This window comes from Arthrobacter sp. R1-13 (assembly GCF_054161475.1).
Genome location: NZ_CP096420.1, coordinates 178,775 through 203,796, shown reverse-complemented (window position 1 = coordinate 203,796; position 25,022 = coordinate 178,775). Strand labels below are relative to the sequence as shown.

Below are 25,022 nucleotides of genomic sequence, written 5' to 3'. Positions count from 1 at the left end.
TTACCTTCCGATGATGAGGCTCATTGCTTCTGCGCGGGTTGCCGGGTCATGCAGTTGCCCACGTACCGCACTGGTGACGGTTTTGGCACCGGGTTTGCGGATGCCGCGCATGGACATGCACAGGTGTTCACATTCGACAACGACGATCGCACCCCGCGGTTTGAGGTGGGTGACCAGGGCCTCAACAATCTGGGTGGTGAGGCGTTCCTGAACCTGCGGACGCTTGGCGAACATGTCCACGAGCCTGGCCAGCTTACTCAGGCCAGTCACTTTACCGTCGTGCGAGGGGATGTACCCAACGTGGGCCACCCCATGGAACGGCACCAGATGGTGCTCGCAGGTGGAATAGAACGGGATGTCCTTGACCAGCACCAATTCCTCGTGGTCGAGGTCGAAGGTAGTGGATAGGATCTCCGCGGGGTCGTGGTGGAGGCCGGCGAACATCTCGGAGTAGGCTTTGGCCACCCGTTTAGGCGTGTCCATAAGCCCGCCGCGGTCCGGGTCCTCGCCTATTGCTAGCAGGATTTCCCGGACTGCCGCTTCGATCCGCCGCCGGTCAACTTTGATGCCCCGGTGTCCCGCAGGATTCTCGGCAGCAGAAAGGTAACCGACCTCGGTGAGGTCGTCATGGTCGTAGTGGTTCACAAGACGAGTTTAGCCGTGGCCGGGCACATCGGGCCCGACGTCGGTTCCGCCCTCGAAGACCTCCTGGCCTGCCACACCCTGCGGATGCGGAGGCTGGGCGTCCAGCGGCTCATCCAGACGGGCCTCCTTGGCCTCCTCCTGGGCTTCGCGTGCAGCCTTTTCCTGGCGCGACTCAACAGGGCCCGCCATCTGTACCGGACGTGACTCCTTGGACAGCCAAACCTCGCGGAAATCGCGCTTGCGGATGTCACGGAAAATGTCGGCGATTTCGGCCTGGTTCAGGGTTTCCCGTTCCAGAAGTTCAAGGGCCAGGTAGTCCAGGACGTCCCGGTTTTCCGTGAGGATGGCGTAAGCCTCGTCATGCGCCTGGTCGATCAGCCGCCGGACTTCCTCATCGACGATGTACGCGATTTGGTCTGAGTAGTTGCGCTCATGCCCGGCATCCCGGCCCAGGAACGGCTCGCCGCCACCCTGGCCCAGGCGCACTGCACCAACGCGTTCGCTCATGCCGAACTCAGTAACCATCTTGCGGGCCGTAGAGGTGGCCTTCTCGATGTCGTTGGAAGCCCCCGTGGAGGGATCGTGGAACACAATTTCCTCAGCGACGCGGCCTCCCATGGCGTAGGCCATCTGGTCCAGCAGTTCGTTGCGGGTTACCGAGTACTTGTCGTTGTCCGGAACCACCATGGTGTAGCCGAGCGCACGCCCGCGCGGCAGGATGGTGATCTTTGTGACCGGCGCCGAGTTCCGCAGGGCTGCGGCAACGAGGGCGTGTCCGCCTTCGTGGTAGGCGGTGATCTTGCGCTCGTGTTCCTTCATGACGCGGCTGCGCTTCTGCGGACCCGCCATGACGCGGTCAATCGCTTCATCCAGGGCGCGGTCATCGATCAGGTTGGCGTTGGACCGTGCCGTCAGCAGGGCTGCCTCGTTCAGGACGTTGGCGAGGTCGGCACCGGTATAGCCCGGAGTCTTCTTGGCCACAGCCTTGAGGTCCACGCCCGGCGCCATCGGCTTGCCCTTGGCATGAACCTGGAGGATCTGGTCGCGTCCCACAAGGTCCGGAGCCTCGACGGAGATCTGCCGGTCGAAGCGGCCCGGGCGCAGGAGCGCCGGATCCAAAACGTCGGGACGGTTAGTGGCCGCGATCAGGATGACGTTGGTCTTGACGTCGAAGCCGTCCATCTCAACCAGCAACTGGTTAAGGGTCTGCTCGCGCTCGTCATTGCCGCCGCCGATGCCGGCACCGCGGTGACGGCCGACGGCGTCGATCTCGTCAACGAAGATGATGGCCGGTGAGTTGGCCTTGGCCTGCTCGAAGAGGTCGCGGACTCGGGACGCACCGACACCCACGAACATCTCAACGAAGTCCGAGCCGGAGATGGAGAAGAACGGAACGCCTGCTTCGCCAGCTACGGCACGCGCCAGCAGGGTCTTACCGGTGCCCGGCGGGCCGTACAGGAGGACGCCCTTGGGAATTTTGGCTCCCACAGCCTGGAACTTGGCGGGCTCCTGCAGGAACTCCTTGATTTCCTGAAGCTCCTCAACAGCTTCGTCGGCGCCGGCGACGTCGATGAAGGTCACTTGCGGCATGTCCTTGCTGACCATCTTGGCCTTGGACTTGCCGAACTGCATGATCTTGGAGCCGCCGCCCTGCATACGGGACAGCAGGAACCAGAAGAGGAGGCCGAGGAGGATAACCGGGACGAGGAGGGAGAACAGGCCTGAGAACCAGTTGCTCTCGATCGGCTGGTCCGTGTAGCCGTTGGCCGGCTTGGCGTCGGTGATTGCCTTGACGACGTCGTCCGCCCTGGCATTGACGAAGAAGAACTGGACGCTCTTGCCCTTGTCCTGACCGTCAATGGTCAGGTTGTCCTTGAGGGTCAGGTCCACGCGGTTCTCGGCGTCAAAAATCTTTGCCTGTTCCACCTGGCCGCTCTGCGAAAGCAGCTCAAGGCCCTTATCCGTGTCTATTCGTGAGGCACCGCCGGGGGCGAGGGTGGCAAAGGCCAGCAGGAGCATTGCGACAACAACAATGATCCAAATTCCCGGACCCTTGAAGAAACTCTTAGCTTTCATTTGTTCGGGGCTCGCCCCGTCCCTCCTGGTAGTGCTGCACGGCGCAATTGCGCGCGCGTGAGGTACTGCGTCAGCTACTAGCTATACACCGTACGGAGTAATTCACGCACGGTGAAGCGCAAAAGTTCCCTATGGGCGTAGCTGTTGCAGCACAAAAAGGCTGGGTTTGTGAGCCTGCATCCTCGCCAGCTTTCCGTCGATCAGGCCTTGGGGATCAGGATCCACAGGGCAATGTAAACCAGCTCTCCTACACCCACCAGGCCGAAGATCACAAAGGCCAGGCGGACGATGAATTTGGGGATGCCGAAGCGTGCAGAGAGTGCTGCACAGACACCTGCGATGATCTTGCCATTCCGGGGTCGAACCAGGGTTGCGTCCATGCGCTCATGCTAACGGGCCGGCTCAACGGAGGGAACCATCGAGCCGGCACGAAGGCACGCCTTATGAGGCCCCTATCCGTGAAGCCCGTTCAGGACGGTCACGTTCTCGTAGGAAACATCCTCACCGGTGGTCAGGACTACAAAACCCGTTTGGATTTTTCCCGATGTGACTGTCAGATGACGCACGGCAGTCCTGTTTCCGGCGACCAGAAGGGTGACCCCCTCTTTGAAGGTAAGAACGACGTCGGCTGCGTTGCCGGTCCTGCCCTCCAACGTAATGTTGCTACGGTCCTTCCAGATAACTACAGGCTCGTCGTAGACCCCAGGAGCGAGCCGGATGGTGACCGGCCGGGAATAACCGGACGGGATGGACCCAACAGCTGCCCGGATGCTCCCGTAGTCGCCTGAGCCGTCCAGGGCAACAGTGATGACCCCGGCCGGAGGCGTGACGGTCCCTCCTAGCGGACCGGCGAACCTGCCGACGAGGGCGGGGACCGCCTCGGCAGGGTCAGGCCTGTAGTGGTAACTCGCCGCCGGATCGAATGCGGCCCCGCGGGAAGGACTGTTCTCTCCCGCGCAGTCCTCGAAAATGTTTCCCGAGGCAGCCAGTTCACCTTCGGCGTCCTGGATGTTCAGCGGATTCCTGACGTCCTGGAAATAGTTCCCTTCGACGACGAGCCTGGCAGCGTTGCGGCCCAGCATTCCGTAGCTTGAAATGTCCTGCAGATAGTTGTTGTACACATGGCCGGCCAGCACGTTGTCCAGACTGGCATTGCGCTGATGCGTGTTCCTGATCCAGTTGTGGTGGAAGGTCAGCTGCGTAACGACGTTCTCCGTCCAGCCTTCCCCGATGGCCTTGTTGTGGTCCGCGAAGACGTTCCACGAATAGGTCACGTAGTCGCAATCCTTGCGGGTATCCACCAGGCCGTCCCCCAGCCGGGTGAAATACATGTGGTCCACCCAGATATGGTGCGAGGTGTCCACCTGGATTCCGTCGCGGTCGTTATCTGGCCGCTTGCCTTCGAAATCTCCCGGGATGTACGAATCTCGCACTGTGAAGTTCCGGAAGATCACGTTGGCAATGTTGATGAGCTTGAAGCCGGCATTGACCACTTCTGCGTCAGAACCAGCGCCAAGGAAGGACTTGTTCGACTGGACCCGCAGCTTTTCATAGGCATCGAAGACGATGCTGCCGTGCAGGATGACCACGAGCGCCTCGCTGGCGTTAGCGAAGCTCCGCAATTCTGCAGTTGTGCGGGCGTGGACAATGTTTCCCCCGGCGCCCCCGGTTGTTCCGTCGAGTCCAAGTCCGGGCAGCGACGCGAATCCTGCGGGCTGGTGGGACCAGACCGTTCCGCCCAGGGCGCTGCTGTTGGGCAACCCTGCCTCGTCGAATCCGCTCTCCCCAAGGCTGGGCTCAGGGCCGTATCGCAAGCCATCTGTGGCCGCCGCGGCCGAAACTCCGCTTCCCAGGGAGGTGGCGGCCACCAGCCCTCCCCCGAGCAGGCCTGTTGTCAGCACGGATCTGCGGGACGGGGTGATGGCCGTTGCCTGAAAAAGTGCACATTTCGCGGTCATTTCAGTTGCCCGCCTCTGTCAGCGCCTGTGCTCCGGCATACGGCGTCCAGTCCCCCAGGTAATTGGCAATGGTGAACTGCTGCACTCCGGCAACATCGAGCTGCGGGTGGAAAGCGTTGAGCCAGGCTCCCGGCCCGCTGTTGCTGTGTTCCCCGAACCGCCCTTCCGTCCAGGAGTGTCCGCTCATATCCGCCCAGCCCTGCTCGGCGATGTGTGCGCCAAGCCACGAGTCACGAATGACGGCCTGGGGGTGGGCATCAGGATCGCTGCTCGCGAACCAGGGCCGGCCGAGGCTGACGGTCCCGGGGGCTGCGTCACCGGTCAGCCTGCTGTTGATGATCAGCAGCCCGTACGGGTTTGAGTTCTTGGTGCTTGGGGCCACGATGTAGCCGTTGTTCGTTGCGCTGCCCCGGTCGAGGGAATGAACGGTACAGCCGTCCAGGACGGCCGTGCCGCGGCCGTAGATAAAGTCGACATCGCCCTCGATGTAGCAGTTCTTCAGATACGTGCGTGCCCTGGCATCGCGGCCGGTGGTGTCTGCCAGGTAGGTGTCCTGGTTCCCGAGGAAGCGTGCGTTCTCGAACGTGACCTTGTCCCCGACGGAGCGGACGGCGAGCGCCTGGCTGGAGCCGTTTGCGGCCTCGTCGTACGTATTCTCGACAGTCAGGTTCGTAACCGTCGTGTTGTCTGCGGCGACGGTCATGGTGGGGCTGCCCTTGGCGCCCCACGTTCCGCCGAAGAACTTCGGCTGGCCGGCTGCGGTGTTGTAGCTGAGAACGACGTCGGCCGGGTTGCCTGTCGCTCCAGTAATGGTGACGTTCTTACGGTCAGGCCAGACATTAACCACTTCCCGGTAGACGCCGGGTTTCACGGTGATGGTGCGTGCCTGGGTGCTGTGGTCCGGGATGGCTCCGATCGCGGCCTGGATGCTTCCGAAATCGCCTGTACCATCGAGAGCCACGGTGATGTTTGCCCCGGGCACCTTCGCGGAAGAGTTCCGGGGACCCGCACCTTCCGAAACAATCCTGGGGACGTCCGCCGTCGCGTCCTTCCGGTACTGGTAGAAGGACGACGGCTCAAACGCCACGCCGATGTTGTCCTTGCGGCCGTAGGTCTGGCCCTTGAAGATGTTGTCGCGGCTCACCACCTGTGTTGCGGGGTCTTTTGCGACGATGGGATCTGCCACAGTGTCGAAGTAATTGCTCTCCACCACGACTTTGGCCGCGTTCCGGCCCATCATGCCGTACTGGCCGATGTCCTCCAGGTAGTTGTTGTAAACGTGGGCAGCGGCGGTGTTGTCGAGGCTGGCGTTGCGCTGGACGGTGTTGCGTATCCAGTTGTGGTGAAGGGTCATCCGGGTAACTGCGTTGTTCGTCCAGCCCACGCCGAGCGCCTTGTTATGGTCCGCGAAAACGTTCCAGGAGTAGGTCAGGAAGTCCGAGTCCTTGCGGGTGTCGATCATGCCGTCGCCCAGGCGCTCGAAGGCCATGTGGTCCACCCACACGTGGTGGCTTGTGTCCAGTTGGATCCCGTCGTGGTCCCCTGTCTTGCCGTCCCAGTCGCCTGGAATGTAGGAATCCCTGATGGTGAAGTTCCGGAAGATGACGTTGGAGACATTGATGAGCTTGAAGCCTCCATTGACAAGCTCAGGACTGTCGCCCACACCGATGAAGCTCTTGTTCGACGCCACCGGGATCTTGAAATACGACTCAAGTTTGATGGAGCCCGGGATGAGAATCACCAGGGGTTCTGCTGCCGCCGCATAGCTCTTCAGCTCCTCGAAGGTCCCGGCGTTGACCACCCGGCCGGCCTGGCCTCCCGTGGTGCCGCTGAGCCCGTTCCCGGGCAGCGCAGCGAAGCCGTCAGGCGCCTGTTTCCAGAGCGCCTGCGCCCGGCCGTCGTCGTCGGTGGTGCCCGTCTTCTGCGCTCCCGCGACGTTGTGGGGTGGCGCACCGTGCGCAGGAGCCGCCGCCAGTCCCCCCAACAGACTCGCCGCCATGAGGGCGCCAAACATCGATAGAACTTTCATCCCATACTCCTTTGTGTGTGATTACTTGCTGGTTCGGCGTTGACGCCGGAGTTCAGTGAATGGCCGACGCCGTCACTTCAGGCCAGTGGTAGCGATGCCGCTGATGAGGTACTTCTGACCCGCGATGAAGAAGCCGATGATGGGCGCAATGGACACCACGGACATGGCGAACATGGGCCCCCACATGCTCTGGCCTTCGGAGTCCATGAAGGCCCGGAGCGCCAGAGGGACGGTGTACAGGTCCTGGTTTTGGATGTAGATCAGAGGCCCGAAGAATTCGTTCCAAGTGGAGATGAACGTGAAGATCGCTGTGGTGGCCATGGCCGGGACGCACAAGGGCAGGATCACCTTGATGAATGTACGGAAGGGGCCACAGCCGTCGATCTGCGCTGCGTCATCCAGCTCGACCGGCAGGGACTTCATGAACTGGACCATCAGGAAGATGAAGAACGCGTTGGTGGCCATGAAGTTCGGCACCACCAGGGGAAGGTAGGTGTCCAGCCAGCCCAGCTGGGAAAAGATGATGTACTGCGGCACCAGCAGGACGTGGCCGGGCAGCATCAGTGTCCCCAGCATCAAGGCGAAGAAGAGCTTCCGCCCGGTGAACTCCATTCTGGCGAACGCGTAGGCGGCCAGGGCACAGGAGAAGATATTGCCCACGATGGACAGCACCACGATGATCAGGGAGTTAAAGAGGTACACGTGGAAAGGCTGGTTCAGGGCCGTCCAGCCCTCGGCATAGTTTGCGAAGTTCCAGTTCTGCGGCCACAGGCCCAGTTGCCGGAAGATGTCTTCACTGGGCTTGACCGAGCTGGAAATGAGCCACAGCAGCGGATAGAGCATCACCAGCCCCACCAGACAGAGGATGAGGTGTTTGGTGAAGCGCTGGGCGGGGGTTCCTTCAGTTTCCCCGTCCGGGATGGCGGGGCTCCGTTGCGGCTGTTTTTGTGACCGTTTCAAGGGAAGATCTAGCAAAGCCATGTCGGTTGCCTTAATTGTCGTAGAAGACCCAGAACTTGGACGCGATGAAGTTGATGGCGGTGAAAATCGCGATGATCATCAGCAGCACCCAGGCCATAGCCGAGGCATAACCCATCTCGAACTCGGTGAAGCCCTTCTGGTACAGGTAAAGGTTGTAGAAGAGTGTGGAATCCGCCGGGCCGCCCGTGCCGCCGCTCATGACGTAGCCCTGGGTGAACGTCTGGAACGAACCGATGAGCTGCATGATCAGGTTGAAGAAGATGATTGGGCTGATCAGCGGAATGGTGATGCTTCGGAACTGGCGCCATTTCGAGGCTCCGTCAATGGACGCGGCTTCGTAGTACATCGACGGAACCTGCCGGAGTCCGGCGAGGAAGATCACCATGGGTGAGCCAAAGGTCCAGACGTTGAGCACTATCAGGGTGCTCAGGGCGAACTCGGGGTCAGTGACCCAGGCGGGCCCCTGGATGCCGAACAGCCCCAGGAAACTGTTCACGATGCCGTCATTGCCGAAGATGTAGCGCCACAGCATGACGATCGCTACACTCCCGCCCAGGAGGGAGGGAAGGTAGTAAACGGAGCGGTAGATCGGCAGGCCCCTGATACCGCGGTTCAGCACCAGTGCCACCGCCAGGGCCGCGGCCAGCGAGATGGGAACTGACACGAATGTATAGATGAAGGTGACCTTCAGCGACTGCCAGAGCCTCGGGTCCTCAAACATGGCCTCGAAGTTGGCCAGCCCCACCCAGGCCGGCTGGTTGAAGAGGTTGTAGTCCGTGAAAGCCAGATACAGCGAAGCGAAGAACGGGATCACCGTGAACAGCATGCCGATGAACCACGGCAGCAGGAACAGGTAACCGGACGGCTGCCGTTTCCGGGAAGAAACCTTGCGGGAGCCCCGACCGGGCGGGTCCGCAACGGGACCCGCCGGCAGGGTCTTTGGCTGTTTGGTCAGGACCGACATGGTCTCAGGCTCCAATCGCGAGGACGGCCGGGCTACTTGTTAATGGCTGCATTGCTCTTCTCAAGGAAGGTCTTTGCAGCATCGGCCGGGCTGATCCGCCCGAACTCCACCTCTGTAGTCAGCTGCTTGAGGGTGTCGGCAACGACGCTTGCGCCCTTGGGGTAGACGTAGGCCTCAGGGAGTTCGTCCTCCTGGATGGCCGCCATCATGTCAACGAACGTTTTGTCATCCTTGCTGAGCTTGGACGTGATGGATTCAGCAACGTCGGGATTGATCGGCACGCCGCGCTGCGTCAGGGTGTGCGCCGCGCCGTCGGTGTCGTTGGTCAGGAAGTCCACCAGCTTTGCTGCTTCCTTTGGGTGCTTGGACTTTGCAGCGACTGACCACAGCATGGTGGGATCAGCGGAGTAGCCCCGCCGTTCAGCCGTGGTTTCGCCGGGCATCCGAAGGAGGACCAGGTCCCCTTCTACAGCATCGTTGTAGCCCTTGAAGTTATTGATGGGGATGATCTGGGAGGCAACGGTGCCCTTGGCCAGGTAAGACTGGGCGGGCGATCCACCGATCTGCTCGAAGAAACCTGCGGGTGGATATCCCCCGGCTTTGCGAAGGTCCACGCTGTACTGGAACCAGTCACGGATAGTCTCCTCGCTGACACCGAGCTTGTTGTCCTTGGTGTAGAAGTCCTCGCCACGCTGGCGGGCGAGAAGGATCGGCCCGGTTTCGGTGGCCACGTCATAGCCTGCGCCGTAGACCTTTCCACCGGTCTTCCGGGTCACATCGCTGGCGAACTTGGCGTAGTCTTCCCAGCTCCAGGTCTTGTCGTCGGGAATGGTCACCCCGGCCTGGTCCGTGATGGTTTTGTTGACCACCATGCCGATTGTTGTTACTCCGGTGGCCAGTCCATACAGCTTGCCGTCGACGGTTCCGCGGCTGAGCACCGTCTCCGGTACGGCGTCGAGCTTGAGTTCCGGAAGAGTCTTGAGGTCTGCCAGAGCGCCGCGCTGGGCGTATTCGAGGAGGCTGCGGTTCGCCATCGCGAGGACGTCCGGCGGATTTCCGCCCGCAAAACGCGTAGCCAGCTTGTCGGCGTAGGGTCCACTGTCCTGGTATTCGGTCTTGACCGTGATGCTGGGGTTCTTCTCCTCAAAGACGCGGAGTGCAGCCTCAGTGACCTTCGCCCGGTTGGCATCACCCCAGAACACGAAGTTGAGTTCCACCGTGCCGTTCTGACCAGCCGGGTTTCCCGAACCGGCGCAGCCGGTCAGGGCCAGGCCAAGCGTGAGCCCGGCGGCTGCAAGGACGGTTCTGCGGGAGTGGAGCTGCTGTGTCATCTTCATCGAATGACAACCTCTCTGATTTGAAAGTTTCTGTTGGAAGCCCGTAGGGAACGGAGGAGTAGGGACGAAAGTTTCTGAAAGGAACTGGTGGACTGAAGACCTAGAACGTTCCGACACTCCCCCATTACGTTCGGCTCAGTAAACGATTTCTAGCAAGGAACTACTGTGACTGTCAACACATGCTGGGAAATTCGTTCATTAGGAAACTTTCTGACTACTTGCCTATTTATTTCCGATTGGTTAGTCTCATCCAACCCACGAACTTCCGGACGAAAGGAACTGCAATGGTCCCCGGTCACCATCACAGCAATGCCGTGGACCTCACAGTCGGCGGGGCAGGGATTCTCCGCTATCAGAGCGGAAGTGCATTGGACGGCAGGCAGTCTCCGCGGCCTTTCCTGCACCCGGTCCAAACCCTGTCAGGCACGCTGGTCACAGATTCCGAGCCTCCGGACCATTCGCATCACCTGGGCATTTCAGTAGCCTTCTCCGACGTAAGCGGCAGCAATTACTGGGGTGGGCGTACGTTCAAGCCAGGGGAAGGCTCGGTTTTGTTGGCAAATCATGGCCGGCAGCAGGTCACTGATGTCTATTCCGGAAAGGACTCCATCAGTGAGAATCTGGACTGGATCGGAGCCGACGGCGGCGTGCAGGCAATCGAGCGCCGTCGCATCCAGGTGATGAGGCACACTGATCCTCGGGCTTGGGCCATGAGCATCAGTTCCACCATCAGGCCCGCGGACCAACTGGACGGCCTTGACGTATCCTCCTCAGCGGTCAAAGGAAGGGCGGGGGCAGGATACGGCGGCATCTTTTGGCGCTTCCCCCGGGACGCCCGCGCGGAACGGGTGCTGACTGAAGCCGGAACCGGCACTGATCTTGCCCACGGCTCACTTTCACCCTGGTTGTCTCTCGCGGTAATCGTCGCGGGAAGGCGGGCGAGCGTAGTGCTGGCCCAGGATCCTGGACAGGCTCTTCCCTGGTTCCTGCGGACCGAAGGTTATCTGGGGGCCGGCCCCGCCGTCGCCTGGGACAACAGCAGGACCGTCTCGCGGCACAACCCGCTGAATCTGACCCTTCACGCCGTCGTGATGGACGGGGTTGTGGACTCCCCCGCCCTTGCCCGGAGGCTGTTGGACCTTCATCCGACGCTCCGCCGGCAGACTACCCAGCCGGCCCTCACCCATCGATAGGATCCAGTGACTTCCCAAGACCGCCAGCCCACGTTCAACAATCCCATCCTCAATGCCGACTGGCCTGATCCAGATGCCATCGAGGTGGATGGCTGCTTCTACCTCATTTCGTCCAGTTTCAACCGCGCCCCTGGACTGCCTGTCCTCCGTTCGCGCAATCTGGTGGACTGGGAGCATCTTGGGCATGCACTCAAAGCACTCCCGCCTGTGGACCACTTTTCCCTGGTCCGGCATGGAAGCGGGGTCTGGGCGCCGGCGCTCCGTTACCACGACGGCCGTTTCTGGATTTTCTACCCGGACCCGGACCACGGCATATTCGTGCTCCATTCGGAGAAGGCAGAGGGTCCCTGGAGCGATCCGCACCTGCTCTACCCCGGCCGTGGAATCATCGATCCCTGCCCCCTCTGGGATGAGGATGGTAAGGCCTATCTGGTCCACGGCTGGGCCAAGAGCAGGATCGGACTTAAGAACGTCTTGACGGTGCATCGAATGAGCCCGGACGCTTCCCGGCTACTGGACAGCGGCACCCACGTTATTAAGGGCGTAGATTTTCCGGGATACACCACCATCGAGGGACCCAAATTCTACAAACGCGACGGCTGGTACTGGATCTTTGCACCCGCCGGAGGAGTAGCCACGGGATGGCAGTCAGTGTTCCGCGCGCGCTCGCCCTTCGGACCTTATGAAGCGCGTAAGGTCCTGGAGCAGGGAAACAGCCCTGTCAACGGCCCCCATCAGGGCGCCTGGGTCACCACCCCTGCTGGCCAGGACTGGTTCCTCCATTTCCAGGATCGCGGCCCCTACGGCCGCGTCGTCCATCTTCAGCCCATGGGATGGGGCGACGACGGCTGGCCGTGGATGGGTGCCCGGACCGCTGACGCTCCGGCCGGGACTCCGGTGCTGGCCCACGCGTATCCACGCGGGACCGCTCCCGACGCCGTCCACCTCCCGGCGTCGGACGACTTCCGTGAAAGGACCTTAGGGAACCAATGGCATTGGCAGGCCAACCCCCAGGCGGACTGGCTGGCCCTGCCCGGCGACGGGCGGGCCATCCTGCATTGCCAGCCCAACGATCCCGGCAACCTCCGGGAGCTGCCGAACGTCCTGGGCCAGATCCTTCCGGGTGTCCCGTCCGTCTTCAGCACGTCAATCGAACTGGGCGATGTTCCGGCGGGAACCCGGGCCGGTGTGGTGGTGCTGGGATTGGAGTACGCCTGGCTTGGCCTCAGGAGAACCCCAACCGGGGTGCAGCTGACCGCTGGCACCGGAGGGAGCACGCCACAGGAGGAACCGCTTGGGGCCCCGGTGGACCTCCCGGCCGGTGCAATAGAGCTGCGGGTCCGCACTGATGCAAAGCATCGGGCGCATTTCGCATGGCGTCCGCGGGGAACCGGCGAATGGCACGAGCAGGATTGGGAATTCACGCTGGCGAAAGGCCATTGGATCGGGGCGGAGCTGGGGATCTTCGCCACCTCGCCCAGAGGTTCCAGCGGGACGGGCGATGTTATCGTGGGGTCAGTACAGCTGGAAGCCGCACGTACTGCACAGGAACAATCGCCGGAGTTTGCGGGATCCGCACAACTATGACTCCTAGGACTTCCACTTTGGCCACCCCACCATCCACGCCCGCTCCCCGCTCCACCATTGCGGATGTGGCAACGGCTGCGGGTGTGTCCGTTCCAACGGTCTCCAAAGTCCTCAATGGCCGTGCCCATGTTTCCCAAGAGACCCGGGACCGCGTCAACACCGCCGTCGAAGAACTGGGCTACAACAAGAGAAAAACCCAGGTCAACGGCGCACGGTTGCTGCAGCTCGTGGTGAACAACTTCGACAGCCCCTGGGTGCTTGAGATCCTCAAAGGGGCGGAGGCCGCCGCTGCCCGCCAGGGCTACAACGTGCTGTGCACCAAGACGGAACATGTGTCGTCAGAGGAGTGGCGGAAACTCCGGCGCTCCTCAACGAATCAGCTCGCCGGGGTGATGTTGCTGGCTCCCCATAGAGGGTCACGATTGGTGACGGCACTGCGCTCGCTGAACATCCCCGCCGTCGCCCTTGACCCCCAAGGCAGCGAGGCACTCGCAATTCCGAGCGTTGGGCCGGCGTCGTTCTCCGGGGCGATGCTCGCCGTCGAGCATCTTCTCAAGCTGGGACACCGGGAGATCGGAATGATTACCGGCGGCGGCGCTGATTCCGTCCACAGTCCGGCCCGCTATGCCGCCTATGCCGCAGCGCTCAGGTCGGCAGGGATCGAGCTGAATCCCGATTTTGTGCGCGACGGCAATTTCAGCATTGAGGCCGGACTCCGGCTCGGCGGGGAACTCCTGGATCTGGATCAGAGGCCCACCGCTGTGTTCGCCGGGAACGACCTTCAGGCGCTGGGCCTGATGAGTGCCGCCGCGGTGAGGTCAATCCGGGTGCCTGAGGAGCTCAGCGTGGTTGGTTTCGATGACATTGCCCAGGCAGCGCTGACATCACCGCCCCTGACAACCATCCGGCAGCCTTCCGAGCAGATGGGAGGGCTCGCCGTCGGCATGCTGGTGGACCAGATCGAAAACGCCACAGCCGGTCCACGCTCCATAGAACTGGCGACGGAGCTGATCCAGAGGGGCTCCACCGCACCGTACCCGTAGCCTGCTTGAGTGTTCCCCGGCTTGGTTAGAGGAACAGCGTTCAGTTATTCCTGCCCCGGGCGGCAACTGCCCATGTGCCACTAAACGTCCCGTCTCTGACCAGACTCACTTCGTCGACGAGGTTCATGGTCAGGCAGACGTGGTTGGGAATGACCCTGAGCCGCTGCCCGCGTTCCGGTATTGCCGCTCCTTGCGGCCACTGCACTGTGGCGTGATGTTCCGACAGTGCGATGATTCTCGCTGCAGGGTAGTCGAGCAACCGCCCATACCCGGTGGCCCACGGGGCACGGTCGCTGCCCAGGATCTTGCTTCCGGCATCAATGATGAAGCGCCCGGGCTCCTCCGGGCCGGTCTTATGGTGGCTGACAACCGTGCTGGCGACTGTGAGTGCGATGTCCCCGGGGCTGCACCGCTCAAGCTCGAGCTGCTGCGCATCACCAAAAACGTAGACACCCGGCCGCAGTTCTGTGGCTGCTGTTTCCCCGCCCAGAAGGGCGGTTGGCGTCGATCCGCCGCTGAGCTCCATCTCAGTGAAGCCTGCGGAAGCAAGGGCCGCCGCGGCGTGGCGAAGGACCGTATCTTCTTCCCCGGCAGCCTGACGGGACATTCCGGGCGTGTAGCTGTGGCCGGGGAAGGTGAACACCCCTGTGACGTTGAGGCCGGCCTCGGCTGCTGCCAACGCGACGACGGCGGCTGAGTCGGGATGGACGCCGCTGCGGTGGTGGCCGCTGTCGAGCTCCACCCTGACTGCGATTTTTCCCGCGTCGGCTCCGAGATTCCTGGCCATGAAGGCGGCGCTTTCGGCAGAATCCACGCCTACCGTAATGCGGGCGCTCTCCGCGAGGCGATGGAGCCTTTCGGCTTGCCGGACGCCCACCCACAGGGGGTAAGCGATGAAGATGTCCTCCACTCCGCCATTGGCGAAGACTTCGGCTTCACCGATAGTTGCCACAGTGAGCCCCACGGCCCCTGCGGCGAGCTGCTTGGCCGCAATTTCCAGGACTTTATGGGTTTTGGCGTGAGGCCGCAAGTTGACGCCACGGTTGCTGGTGGCCGACGCCATCCTGGCGATATTTCGGTCCAGTATGTCGACGTCGATCATGACGCCAGGGGTGGTGATCTCAGCGGGAACAGTCATTGAGGGCCTCCTTTAGTCAAGATCCGCTGGAGTTGCAGGGAATTTACCTGCGGTTTACGCGGTAAGTCTTGCCGGAATGGCCGGCCTGCGACAGACTCATTCTCACCTGATGAACGGATCCGCGTGGCGATTGAACGTAATCGACTGAATTCGTTCGGCCAAACCACGTGCGACGCGAACGCCTCGACGCGTTCCGGCTCTTGGCGATGACGCCGTCGGCCAGAGTCCGCAGACCGGAGAGGATAGTCGTGACAGGATCGTTTGAGGTATTCGTTGATTCGGAATCGTACTTCAGGTTCCGACTCAAGGCTCCGGATGGAACCATCATGGCTGTCTCCATGGCCTTTGAGGACAAACCCGCGGCGGTGGCCGGCATTACTGCCGTACGTGAGTACGCGGGAATGGGACTCATCACTGACCTGTGTCCGGCTGGTCTGTCCACGCGCACTCCGGAACCGGCGCTTGCCGTTGACACACGGCGCCCAAGTGGAGACCGGCAAAGAGATGATCACCAGAGGGTTGATCTCAGACCTGGTGATCACAGAACAGCAGCTGACCATTTCCGGACGCGTGCAAGGACCTTGCGCCAGGCGGCAACGGGGCCCCGCTGGACCCACCTGGTCTGAGACTGTGTGGGGTCTCAGACCCCTTCCCGATTTTGAGACTCTGGTGGGTTACTCGTAGACGTGCGGCGCCAGGGTGCCTACGAAATCAAGGTTGCGGTACTTTTCGGCGTAGTCCAGGCCATAGCCGACCACGAATTCGTTAGGAATGTCGAACCCGACGTACTTGACGTCGATCTCCACCTTCGCGGCCGTGGGCTTGCGGAAGGCCGTGCAGATTTCCACTGATGCGGTGCCGCGGGATTCAAGGTTGGTCTTCAGCCAGGACAGGGTGAGGCCGGAGTCGATGATGTCCTCAACGATCAGCACATCCTTGCCCATGAGGTCGGTATCAAGGTCCTTGAGGATCCGGACCACGCCTGAGGACTGGGTGCCGGAGCCGTAGGAAGAAACAGCCATCCAGTCCATGGAGACGTGGCTGTGGAGTGCCCTGGCGAGGTCAGCCATGACCATCACTGCACCCTTGAGGACGCCGACAATAAGGAGCTCGCGTCCCTCGTAGTCCCTGTCGATGTCCGCAGCGAGCTCGGTAATACGCTGCTGGATCTGTTCCTTGGTGTAGAGAACGTGCTTAAGGTCTGCCTGGACGTCGTTTGAATCCACCAATGGCTCCTGTGTAGATACGGGGTGCGACTATTTCTGGTGCGGTTTGTGAGACCGGAATACTAGCTTCCCACAGCGTGCGCCTTCGCAGGGAACGGGGCGCCTGCCAGTCTCCCGGTTGAGCTGGTCTTCGGCCAGGATCTGCGCAAGGGAAAGCCTGTACACGCTGACTCCTCCAGGCAGTTCCACCGGCCCCGCTGAGCCCTTCCGCCGCAGGAGGGCTTCCGCTGCCAGGAGCCGCTGGTAGCTGGGCTGTTGGCCCCCGACGGCGGCAGCTGCCTTTGCGATGACCCGGTACCTGATGGCCGGGGCAAGTTCCCGCAGCTCTTCCTCCGGCAAGGTCAGGTCCGGTCCGGAACGCTGAGCCAACAGCTCATACGTCGTGTTCGCCACGTCCTCCAGGTGGTCCGCGTCGAGCTGCAGGATGGAGGCCGTGCGGGCAAGGGATTCAGCCACCCCCGGGCCAAGCTTTTCCTCCAGCAGTGGGAGGACCTCCACCCGGGTCCGGGAGCGGGCAAAGGCAGGATCTGCATTGCTGGGATCATGCCAAGGCTCCAACCCTTCCACCTCGCAAATTTCCAGGGTTTCAGCCCGACGCAGGCCAAGGAAAGGCCTCAGGAGACGATCCCGGACCGGACGCATCCCCGCCAGCGAACGGGTACCCGATCCTCGGGCTAGGCCCAGCAGCACCTGCTCGGCCTGATCATCCAGGGTATGGCCCAGCAGGATGGCGCCGGCTCCGACGGCGTCCGCCACCGACTCGAGCGCGGCGTGCCGGGCGTCGCGGGCGGCAGCTTCGGGGCCCACGCCGGTCGTGGCCACGTCGACCACCCGCACCACGACTGGGGAGAGGCCCAGTTCCTCCAGCGTAACTGCAGTTTTGGCCGCAACGTCCGCCGAGCCTCGCTGGAGCTGATGGTCAACAACCACTGCGCCTACCGAGACCCGGTGCCCGTCCACATGTCCTCGCCGGGCAAAGTAGGCCGCAACAGCTGCCAGTGCCAGTGAATCGGGGCCACCGCTGCACGCCACGAGCACTTGTTCCGGGTAGCCCGCGGAGGCTAAGGCGTCCTGCAACATCTTCCGGGCGGTCCCGACGACGGGAGCAAGACGGCCGGGACGCCGTCGTCCGCCCGTTCCGAGCACAGCGCCTGATCCAGCGCCTGATCCAGCGCCTTGCACGGTAATTAGAGCCCCATTCGGTCGAGCCAGATCTTGGCGTCGTGGATTTCAGGCTCCGTGGGGAGGTGATCCACGGATTCCCAGACCCGGTTGAAGCCCTCCATGCCCGCAGCCTCAACAACGGCACGGACGAACTTGGCGCCGTCGGTGTATTGCCGCATCTTCGCGTCCAGGCCGAGCAGGCTGCGGATGAACTTTTCCACAATTCCGCGGTCCTTGCCACGGTCGTTGAACCGCTGCCGGATGGTTTTAACGGACGGGACGATGCTGGCGTCGACGGCGTCCATCACCACGTTCGCGTGCCCTTCAAGGAGGCTCATCACGGCCGTCAAGTGCGAGATGGCGGCCTTTTCTTCGGGGTCCTGGAGCAGGTCCAGAATGACGCCACGGCCTGGCGTAGTTCCCGACGCCGACCTGTCCTTTAGGGAGCGCGCGGCAGCTGTTGCCCGCTCCATGAGCGAATCCACGTTGCCGAGGAGATGGCCGCTGAGATCGTCGATTTGGCTGAGCATGTGGTGTCGCAACCAAGGTGCAGCCGCAAACTGCACACGGTGCGTCTGTTCGTGCAGGCAGACCCAGAGCCGGAAGTCCTCCGGGGTGACGTTGAGCTCGCGCTCCACGGCGATGATGTTGGGGGCGACCAGGAGCAGCCGTCCGCCACCCGGCGCATTGGAGTCCTCGGCCAAGGCTGAAAAGGGGTCGTACTGGCCCAACACCTTGCTGGACAGAAAGGCCAGGATGGCGCCGAGCTGGCTGCCGGTAATGGCTCCGCTCACCGCCGCGGCTCCCGGGGTGAGCGTGCCCCGCCTGCTTTCAAGAAGCTTTTCGATCGCGGGCTTGAGCATCACCGCGAAACTTTGCGTGTTGGCCCTGGACCAGGATGCCCTGTCCACCACCAGGACTGAGGAATCCCTGAGGTCCCGCGCGGCTTCAAGCCCGGTGATGTCGTGGACGTGGGGTACTGAGACGTCGGCCATGAAACGAAGGTTCTCCACGGCCGAGCCGATCTCTGAGGACCCCAGTGACGGGCCGGCCGGAGCAAGCCTCGCCGCGGTGGAAGCGGCGAGCTCCCAATTGATGAGTGCCTGGGCCGGAACTGTTGACTCGCCTGCTGAAGACTCCATAACTTCCATCACACCATAGCCCGCTGCTGTGCGTCCTTAAGTTCGCCCAACGGCGAACCAAAGCGGCTTCCGGGGATTCTGGCTAGCGGCACCCGCAGGATGCAAGAACAGACGCGGATTGGTCCAAGGCAACCCGGTTTCCCGCCGCCCCGGGGGTGAGATCGTTGCCGATGAAGGAAAACACCAGCAGCCTTCCTTCGGCATCCACCACGTAACCGCTGAGCGCGATGACGGAGTTGAGGGTGCCGGTCTTCGCCCGCACCAGTCCTGCGCCGGATGCCGTGGAACCCTCGGTGTAGCGAGCCCCCAGTGTTCCGGTCAGGCCCGCAACAGGAAACCCGTCCAGTGCCGCCCGGAGCCTGGTGTCCTCCCCTGAGGTAATGGCGCGAACAACTTCAGAGAGCTGCCGCGCGGTTACCTGGTTCGCCAGGGTCAGTCCGGACACGTCGGCCAGGCGCAGGCCGCCAGTGGGGATGCCCAGCCTGCTGAGTTGCTCAATAACGTTGGTGGTGGCGCCGTCGTTACTTCCAGGCAAGCCTGAAGCAGCGGCAGCCATCCGCCCAAGGGCCTCGGCTAGATAGTTATCCGAGGTTTCCAGCATCAGGTTTACCTGTTCCCGCACTGTGGCTGACTGCACCTCTGCCAGCACCTTGCCCTGGAGTCCTTGACCCGGGGCCCGCTGCACGCCCGGGGCGACCGTAAGCCCTGCAGCGGCGCCGGCGGCAGTGAGCTGTGCGGAGAAGGCCTCCGCCGCAGTCAGGGCGGCGTCCTGAGGGCGCTGGCCGGTGGTTACGCCAGGCTCAAACTGCGCGGAATTAAGCGCCAGGGGGAACAATGGGGCAACCTCTCCCGCCGCAACGTCGTCCGGGCTCCAGGCCGGGCTCAGGGCCGGACCGGTAAAGAGGGAATCGTCAAGCAGTACGGAGACAGTCCCGGCTGCGCTGTTGGCCTTCAGCGCCTGGACTGTCTGCTCAGCCAGCGTGGCAAGCCCCGCGTATCCCAGGGCGTCCTTCCCTGATGATGCACCGGCCGCAAGAAGCACGTCTCCGCCACCCGTGAGCACGACGGAACCAGCCGTGGGGCCCGTCACAGCCATAGTGCTGAAACGGCGGTCCGGACCGAGCGACCTCAGTGCCGCTACCGCCGTCAGGAGTTTCACGTTCGACGCCGGAACCCGGTTTTCCGCCCCGCCCCGATCAAACAGCACCTGGCCCGTGGCCGCGTCCTGGACCACCCCTGTGAAGCTTCCCCCGCCGTCGGGCTTAAGGGTGGCGTTGAGTTGGGCGGCCAGAGTGTCCGGCCAAGGAACGGGAGCGGATCCGCTGAGGGGTTCGATGCCGTCCGGCCGGGAAAGATCGCGGGGGGCCTGCTGCCAAGGAGGAATCGAAGGGGCCGGCTGTGCCGGATACAGCCCTTGGCCGGTGAAGCCGGGGGCGATGACCATACCGGCAGGGACGGCGAGGGCTGCAACGAGGAGGGTAAGCAGCATCAGCGGGTAGTGCCGCCGGAGGACTCCGAGGGTGTCACGCAGGGCCATTTTTACGCCTGACAGGCCGGTGATGTCTTTCATACTGCAGCTGGTCCTTAAGTCCTGAATGTCCCCACTAGTTCAGAAAACCTGGGCCTCTCGCTATATCCTCAATAGTAGTCGGCGGCACGGACACTCCTTAGCAGAAGGTCACGAGTGCCGCGAACCCCCTGAAGTCGAGGAGCATTCCATGAAGCATGACGTGACCATCGAGATCCCCAAGGGATCACGCGTCAAGTACGAAGTCGACCACGAGACGGGCCGAGTCCGCCTGGACCGCGTCCTCTTCACGTCCATGCAGTACCCCACCCACTACGGCTTTTTCGAGAACACCCTGGGTGAAGACGGCGACCCGTTGGACGCACTGGTGCTCCTGCAGGATTTCGATCTCCACCCGGGCGTCATCGTTGAGGCCCGCCCCATTGGCGTCTTCAACATGACCGACGACGGCGGCGGAGACGCCAAGGTCCTGTGCGTTCCGGCGGATCCCCGTTTCGACCACATCCAGGAAGTCACCGACGTGAGCGAATTCCTGATCAAGGAAATCGAGCACTTCTTCACGCGTTACAAGGACCTTGAGCCCGGCAAATGGGTCAAGGCCGAAGGCTGGGCGGACCGCGCCGCAGCCGAAGCCGAGCTCGAAGCCTCCATCAAGCGCTACGTTCCGGCAGCAGGGCACTGACGCTCAACCACAACGGCGGTGGTGCGGTTCACTTCGAACCCCACCACCGCCGTCGAACGTTTAAGGCCGGCCAGCTCGTGACCAGTTGCGGATTTCCTCCGGGTCTTCACCGTGCTTCCTGGTGTGGTTCCGTGCCTTGATCCTGCGGTCCTGAAGCGACTGGCGCAACAGCGAGTGTTTTTCCGTGAGTCCGGGCACCCTGTCGATGGCATCGATGGCGAGCTGGAAGCGGTCAATCCCGTTAAGCATGGCCATGTCGAAGGGCGTGGTGGTGGTGCCCTCTTCCTTATACCCACGAACGTGCAGGCCTTCCTGGTTGGTACGCCGGTAGGCCAGCCGGTGGATCAGGGAAGGGTAGCCGTGGTAGGCAAAAATGATGGGTTTAGCGGCGGTGAAAATGCCGTCGAAGTCCCGGGATGTCAGTCCGTGAGGATGCTCTCCGGCATCCTGGAGCCGCATCAGGTCCACTACGTTGACAACCCTTACCTTCAGTCCGGGAGCTCCAGCTTTCAGAAGTTCCGCCGCCGCAACCGTCTCCAAAGTGGGCACGTCGCCCGCACAGGCCAGTACGACGTCGGGCTCCTCGCCTGGGACTTCCGAGCCGGCAAACTCCCAGATCCCCAGTCCACGCTGGCAGTGATGGGCGGCTTCCTCCGGTCCAAGCCAGGTGGGTGAGGGCTGCTTGCCGCTCACCACAATGTTCACGTAATCCCTGGAGCGCAGGCAGTGCTCCATCACGGAAAGCAGGGTGTTGGCATCCGGTGGCAGATACACGCGGATGACCTCAGCTTTCTTGTTCACGGCGTGGTCAATAAAGCCGGGGTCCTGATGTGAGAAGCCGTTGTGGTCCTGCTGCCAGACGTGGGAGGACAGCAGATAGTTCAGCGATGCCACCGGCCGGCGCCAGGGAAGCGCCCGGTGGACCTTGAGCCACTTCGCGTGCTGGTTGAACATGGAATCGACAATGTGGATGAACGCCTCGTAGCAGCTGAACACTCCGTGGCGGCCGGTCAGCAGGTATCCTTCCAGCCACCCTTGGCATAAGTGTTCGCTGAGGACTTCCATGACCCGTCCGGCGCGGGCAAGGTGTTCATCCAGGGCGTCAATCCTGTACTGCCACACCTTGTCCGTGGCCTCGTAGACGTTCTGCAGCCGGTTTGAGGCCGTTTCGTCAGGGCCGAACAGCCGGAACGTCTCCGGGTTCCCGGCAATGACGTCGCGCAGCCAGGAGCCCAGGGCGATCATGGGGCTCACACGCTCCACCCCTGGTCTGGAAACCTCGACGGCATGCTGGTCGTAGTCCGGCAGCTTCAGGTCGCGGAGCAGGACGCCGCCGTTCGCGTAGGGAGTGGCACTCATCCGCAGCTCACCTTCGGGGGCGTTGGCGGCGACGTCGGCGCGGAGGCGACCGTCGTCGTCGAACAATTCTTCGGGCCGGTAAGACTCCAACCACTCCTGCAGTTGTACGAGGTGATCAGGGTTAGTGCGTACCTGGTCCAGAGGGACCTGGTGGCTGCGCCAGGTCCCCTCCACTTGCTGCCCGTCCACTATCCGGGGACCGGTCCAGCCCTTCGGCGAGCGCAGAACGATCATGGGCCACTGCGGGGCAGCATCGTTCGGCGCGGCATCCCTTGGTGAATCCTGCTCGGTCCGGCGCTCCTCCTGGATAGCGCGGATCTCGGCCAGGCACTTGTCCAGCACCGTGGCGAAGTCCCGGTGCGCCTGGACCGTGTTGTCAGGGTCATCCACTGTGACAAAGTGCGGCGAGTGTCCGTAGCCGCGAAGCAGTTGTTCCAACTGGGCTTCGGGCATCCTGGCCAGCACCGTGGGGTTGGCGATCTTGTAACCGTTCAGGTGCAGTATGGGCAGGACGGCGCCGTCAGCCACCGGGTCCAGGAAATTATGGGAGTGCCAGCTAGCAGCCAGTGGGCCGGTTTCCGCCTCGCCATCACCGATAACGACGGCGGTGATCAGCTTTGGGTTATCGAATACCGACCCGTAGGCATGCGCAAGCGAATACCCCAGTTCGCCGCCCTCGCTGATGGAGCCGGGCGTCTCGGGAGCCGCATGGCTGGGGATTCCGCCCGGGTAGGAGAACTGTCGGAACAGCTCGGCCAGCCCCTGTTCGTCGTTGCCTACGTTGCTGTAGATCCCGGAGTAAGTCCCTTCCAGCCAGGCGTTGGCGACCACCGCAGGTCCGCCGTGGCCCGGGCCTGCGATGAACAGCATCTCCTGCCGGTCCCGCCGGATGACCCGGTTCAGGTGGGAGTAAACGAAGTTCAGGCCAGGCGTAGTACCCCAGTGGCCCAGCAGCCTGGCCTTGGTGTCCTCCGCGCTCAGGGGTTTCCAGAGGAGGGGGTTGGAACGAAGGTAGATCTGGCCCACTGAGAGATAGTTGGCTGCCCTCCACCAGCGGTCCACGAGGTCCAGTTCCGTCGTCGTTGATGTGCCCGTGTTCTGATCCATGACGTCCTCACCATTGCCGGCAATGCCAACTCCCATGGCAACATCTTCATTGCGCCGGCACAACCTATGAGCCACCGTGTTCTGCTGCGCAGCGTAATTCTTGTTTCGGGCCCGGGATCCGTCGCACCGGAGAAGAATTCAACTTGCCTCTTAAGTGGCAGCCGGTAGTCTTTGACCCACAATGTTCACGCTGACCATCAACCAGAGGGACAGCCGGCGCGATGGTGACCGGGTTCCGCAGCTCCTCAAGGACCTGCGCCACATCCCCGCGCGCCTGGATTTCGATCGGTCAGTGGAGGACGAAGTCCAGGGCATTGTGGACGCCCCTGAGCAGGCAGTGGAGGCCGCCCTGATCGCCCTGCGTTGCGGCAGCTGGTTTGTGGGGATAGGTGTGGGGCCAGTCAATGAACCCCTGCCCAATCAGATCAAGGACGCGTCCGGTCATGGACTCATCTATGCGCGGCGGGCAGTGGACCGGCTGCGGAACAGCAAGGACAGGGTTCCGGTGGCAGTCGAAGGGCCCTTGGCGGACCTGTCCGGGGAGGCCGAGGCCGTGCTGCGGCTCCTTGGCAACATTGTGCATGGCAGGAGCCCTGCGGAATGGCGGGTGCTGGATCTGCTGACACCCGGAGTGCGGGGGCAGCAGAAAGCTGTGGCCGAAGAACTGGGCATCACCACACAGGCGGTCAGCAAAGCAGTGGCAAGGGCCCAATGGGCTGATGAACATGCCGCCCGCCCCGCTGCTGCACGGCTGCTGCACATGATCCTGGAAGCGCGCTGACGCTGTAGAGCCGGCCCGTCCCCTCTACAGCAGGCTGCGCAGCACGTGGGCAGCGCCGTCGTCGTAGACAGAAAGTGTGACTTCATCCGCCGCTGCCGCAACTTCATCCGGCGCCTGGCCCATGGCTACACCACGGCCTGCCCAATCGAGCATCTCGATGTCATTCCGGCCATCCCCGATGGCCACGGTGCGGTGCTCGGGGATGTCCAGGTGGCCTCGGATCCGCTCAAGGGCACTCGCCTTCGTGACCCCGGCGGCGGCGATGTCCAGCCAGGCTGTCCATCCCACGGAGTACGTCACGCCGGCCAGGCCAACGTGCTGGATCGCCTCCGTGAATTCCTCCGGCGTGTTCTCTGAACTGAAAACCACCACACGGACGGCCGTTGCCTGGAGCAGGGTGTGGAAGTCGACGCCGACGGCCTCGACACCGAAGCTGGGGTCCTGGAACCGCTCCGTGGACAGGAAATTACCGTCGGCATCCTCCAGCGCGTACTTGGCCGAGGGGAGACGTTCCCGCAGTGCGCGGAGTGCAGGGCCGGGGTCGAACGTTGCCTTGTGGAGGACCTTGTAGCCGTCGGTGTGGGCGGGGTCCAGCCGCAGGGTCACTCCCCCGTTGCAGCACACGGCGTAGCCGGTCTCAATTCCAAGCTGCTCAATGATGGGAAGCGTGGCGTTGAGCGAACGGCCGGTAGCGATCATCACTTCGTGACCGGCCGCAACCACGGCCTGGGCCGCTTCCCGGACTGGGGCGGACATGTGGCCATCGTGGTCCACCAGGGTGCCGTCCACGTCCAGGGCAACCATCAGCTTGTGTTTGAAACCGTTGCTGCCGTTGTGCCCGTGGCCGTTGCCCTTTTGGCTCGTTGGCTGGCTGGCAGCATCGGGCAGAAAGGCGGTCAGTTTGTTTCTCTTATTTTCATTTCGCCGGTCATCGTTGCCAGCGACTGAGGTTTCAGTCAATGTACTCATTTATCTAGTAGAGCAGACGCCCCCGGTCCTCGCTAGGACGCAGACCACAGATTCATCTTGTGTTCGCTAACGAGTGGCCAAATGAGTGGTTGCTGCTGCCCTCGAACTTTTCT

The 25,022-nt window shown here is 62.6% G+C and carries 21 protein-coding genes; 6 read left to right on the top strand and 15 right to left on the bottom strand.

The genetic code is table 11. The features are described 5' to 3' along the window. The 8 genes from folE to M1D88_RS01005 all read right to left on the bottom strand — a co-directional run bounded on the left by folE (window position 1) and on the right by M1D88_RS01005 (window position 9,990). Window positions 1-645, bottom strand: a complete 645-nt coding sequence (gene folE, locus M1D88_RS01040; protein WP_458112779.1) for a GTP cyclohydrolase I FolE — start codon at window positions 643-645, stop codon at window positions 1-3. Window positions 646-654: 9 nt separating this feature from the next. Next, entirely contained in the window at window positions 655-2,721 is a 2,067-nt protein-coding gene (ftsH, locus tag M1D88_RS01035; protein WP_458112778.1) for an ATP-dependent zinc metalloprotease FtsH, read from the bottom strand. A gap of 200 nt (window positions 2,722-2,921) precedes the next feature. Further along, window positions 2,922-3,101, bottom strand: a complete 180-nt coding sequence (locus M1D88_RS01030) for a PspC domain-containing protein (RefSeq protein WP_458112777.1) — start codon at window positions 3,099-3,101, stop codon at window positions 2,922-2,924. 72 nt (window positions 3,102-3,173) lie between these two features. Next, the gene (locus M1D88_RS01025) at window positions 3,174-4,679 is read right to left on the bottom strand and encodes a pectinesterase family protein (protein ID WP_458112776.1); all 1,506 of its coding nucleotides are present in this window, start codon (window positions 4,677-4,679) and stop codon (window positions 3,174-3,176) included. Window position 4,680: 1 nt separating this feature from the next. Then, entirely contained in the window at window positions 4,681-6,708 is a 2,028-nt protein-coding gene (locus M1D88_RS01020) for a pectinesterase family protein (RefSeq protein WP_458112775.1), read from the bottom strand. Window positions 6,709-6,780: 72 nt separating this feature from the next. After that, window positions 6,781-7,689, bottom strand: coding sequence for a carbohydrate ABC transporter permease (locus M1D88_RS01015; RefSeq protein ID WP_458112774.1), 909 nt, complete (start codon window positions 7,687-7,689; stop codon window positions 6,781-6,783). Window positions 7,690-7,699: 10 nt separating this feature from the next. Continuing rightward, entirely contained in the window at window positions 7,700-8,653 is a 954-nt protein-coding gene (locus tag M1D88_RS01010; RefSeq protein WP_458112773.1) for a carbohydrate ABC transporter permease, read from the bottom strand. A gap of 32 nt (window positions 8,654-8,685) precedes the next feature. After that, window positions 8,686-9,990: an ABC transporter substrate-binding protein gene (locus M1D88_RS01005; RefSeq protein ID WP_458112772.1), complete on the bottom strand. Its 1,305-nt coding sequence runs from the start codon at window positions 9,988-9,990 to the stop codon at window positions 8,686-8,688. Between the two features lie 284 nt (window positions 9,991-10,274). On the opposite strand from M1D88_RS01005, the gene M1D88_RS01000 reads away from it, so the two are divergent. From M1D88_RS01000 to M1D88_RS00990, 3 genes are read left to right on the top strand one after another with little or no spacing between them, the layout of a single operon-like run. Next, window positions 10,275-11,183, top strand: coding sequence for a DUF6807 domain-containing protein (locus M1D88_RS01000; RefSeq protein WP_458112771.1), 909 nt, complete (start codon window positions 10,275-10,277; stop codon window positions 11,181-11,183). A 6-nt stretch (window positions 11,184-11,189) separates the two neighbouring features. Further along, entirely contained in the window at window positions 11,190-12,770 is a 1,581-nt protein-coding gene (locus M1D88_RS00995) for a family 43 glycosylhydrolase (protein ID WP_458112770.1), read from the top strand. 17 nt (window positions 12,771-12,787) lie between these two features. Further along, window positions 12,788-13,813: a LacI family DNA-binding transcriptional regulator gene (locus tag M1D88_RS00990; protein WP_458112769.1), complete on the top strand. Its 1,026-nt coding sequence runs from the start codon at window positions 12,788-12,790 to the stop codon at window positions 13,811-13,813. A gap of 40 nt (window positions 13,814-13,853) precedes the next feature. Here the strand turns inward: M1D88_RS00990 and M1D88_RS00985 are convergent, their stop codons facing one another. Beyond that, entirely contained in the window at window positions 13,854-14,951 is a 1,098-nt protein-coding gene (locus M1D88_RS00985) for an alanine racemase (RefSeq protein WP_458112768.1), read from the bottom strand. 248 nt (window positions 14,952-15,199) lie between these two features. Between M1D88_RS00985 and M1D88_RS00980 the strand changes: the two genes are divergently transcribed. Continuing rightward, on the top strand, window positions 15,200-15,577 hold the full coding sequence (locus tag M1D88_RS00980) for a YegP family protein (RefSeq protein WP_458112767.1): 378 nt from the start codon (window positions 15,200-15,202) through the stop codon (window positions 15,575-15,577). A gap of 48 nt (window positions 15,578-15,625) precedes the next feature. Here the strand turns inward: M1D88_RS00980 and hpt are convergent, their stop codons facing one another. From hpt to dacB, 4 genes are all read right to left on the bottom strand, one after another. Further along, a complete protein-coding gene (gene hpt, locus M1D88_RS00975) occupies window positions 15,626-16,177 on the bottom strand; it encodes a hypoxanthine phosphoribosyltransferase (protein ID WP_458112766.1) in 552 nt (183 codons plus the stop codon). Between the two features lie 30 nt (window positions 16,178-16,207). Continuing rightward, complete coding sequence (gene tilS, locus M1D88_RS00970) at window positions 16,208-17,257, bottom strand: tRNA lysidine(34) synthetase TilS (protein WP_458114600.1); 1,050 nt, start codon at window positions 17,255-17,257, stop codon at window positions 16,208-16,210. A gap of 107 nt (window positions 17,258-17,364) precedes the next feature. Continuing rightward, entirely contained in the window at window positions 17,365-18,483 is a 1,119-nt protein-coding gene (locus M1D88_RS00965) for a zinc-dependent metalloprotease (RefSeq protein WP_458112765.1), read from the bottom strand. Between the two features lie 82 nt (window positions 18,484-18,565). Further along, window positions 18,566-20,053 (bottom strand): D-alanyl-D-alanine carboxypeptidase/D-alanyl-D-alanine endopeptidase, encoded by a 1,488-nt coding sequence (gene dacB / locus M1D88_RS00960; RefSeq protein WP_458112764.1) that lies wholly within the window; start codon window positions 20,051-20,053, stop codon window positions 18,566-18,568. 148 nt (window positions 20,054-20,201) lie between these two features. Between dacB and M1D88_RS00955 the strand changes: the two genes are divergently transcribed. Then, entirely contained in the window at window positions 20,202-20,693 is a 492-nt protein-coding gene (locus tag M1D88_RS00955) for an inorganic diphosphatase (RefSeq protein ID WP_247041291.1), read from the top strand. Window positions 20,694-20,753: 60 nt separating this feature from the next. Here M1D88_RS00955 and M1D88_RS00950 read toward each other — a convergent pair whose 3' ends face one another. Beyond that, entirely contained in the window at window positions 20,754-23,159 is a 2,406-nt protein-coding gene (locus M1D88_RS00950; protein WP_458114599.1) for a phosphoketolase family protein, read from the bottom strand. A 181-nt stretch (window positions 23,160-23,340) separates the two neighbouring features. Here M1D88_RS00950 and M1D88_RS00945 point away from each other — a divergent pair, with 181 nt between their 5' ends. Next, entirely contained in the window at window positions 23,341-23,940 is a 600-nt protein-coding gene (locus M1D88_RS00945; protein WP_458112763.1) for a MarR family transcriptional regulator, read from the top strand. Between the two features lie 24 nt (window positions 23,941-23,964). On the opposite strand, the gene M1D88_RS00940 is transcribed toward M1D88_RS00945, so the two are convergent. After that, entirely contained in the window at window positions 23,965-24,909 is a 945-nt protein-coding gene (locus tag M1D88_RS00940; protein WP_458112762.1) for an HAD family hydrolase, read from the bottom strand. Window positions 24,910-25,022 lie beyond the last annotated feature (113 nt).

Coding starts and splice junctions, on each gene's coding strand:
- ftsH (WP_458112778.1), bottom strand. CDS start 2,721: ATGAAAGCTAAGAGTTTCTTCAAGGGTCCGGGAATTTGGATCATTGTT.
- M1D88_RS01030 (WP_458112777.1), bottom strand. CDS start 3,101: ATGGACGCAACCCTGGTTCGACCCCGGAATGGCAAGATCATCGCAGGT.
- M1D88_RS01025 (WP_458112776.1), bottom strand. CDS start 4,679: ATGACCGCGAAATGTGCACTTTTTCAGGCAACGGCCATCACCCCGTCC.
- M1D88_RS01020 (WP_458112775.1), bottom strand. CDS start 6,708: ATGAAAGTTCTATCGATGTTTGGCGCCCTCATGGCGGCGAGTCTGTTG.
- M1D88_RS01015 (WP_458112774.1), bottom strand. CDS start 7,689: ATGGCTTTGCTAGATCTTCCCTTGAAACGGTCACAAAAACAGCCGCAA.
- M1D88_RS01010 (WP_458112773.1), bottom strand. CDS start 8,653: ATGTCGGTCCTGACCAAACAGCCAAAGACCCTGCCGGCGGGTCCCGTT.
- M1D88_RS01005 (WP_458112772.1), bottom strand. CDS start 9,990: ATGAAGATGACACAGCAGCTCCACTCCCGCAGAACCGTCCTTGCAGCC.
- M1D88_RS01000 (WP_458112771.1), top strand. CDS start 10,275: ATGGTCCCCGGTCACCATCACAGCAATGCCGTGGACCTCACAGTCGGC.
- M1D88_RS00985 (WP_458112768.1), bottom strand. CDS start 14,951: ATGACTGTTCCCGCTGAGATCACCACCCCTGGCGTCATGATCGACGTC.
- tilS (WP_458114600.1), bottom strand. CDS start 17,257: ATGTTGCAGGACGCCTTAGCCTCCGCGGGCTACCCGGAACAAGTGCTC.
- M1D88_RS00965 (WP_458112765.1), bottom strand. CDS start 18,483: ATGGAGTCTTCAGCAGGCGAGTCAACAGTTCCGGCCCAGGCACTCATC.
- dacB (WP_458112764.1), bottom strand. CDS start 20,053: ATGAAAGACATCACCGGCCTGTCAGGCGTAAAAATGGCCCTGCGTGAC.
- M1D88_RS00955 (WP_247041291.1), top strand. CDS start 20,202: ATGAAGCATGACGTGACCATCGAGATCCCCAAGGGATCACGCGTCAAG.
- M1D88_RS00950 (WP_458114599.1), bottom strand. CDS start 23,159: ATGGATCAGAACACGGGCACATCAACGACGACGGAACTGGACCTCGTG.
- M1D88_RS00945 (WP_458112763.1), top strand. CDS start 23,341: ATGTTCACGCTGACCATCAACCAGAGGGACAGCCGGCGCGATGGTGAC.
- M1D88_RS00940 (WP_458112762.1), bottom strand. CDS start 24,909: ATGAGTACATTGACTGAAACCTCAGTCGCTGGCAACGATGACCGGCGA.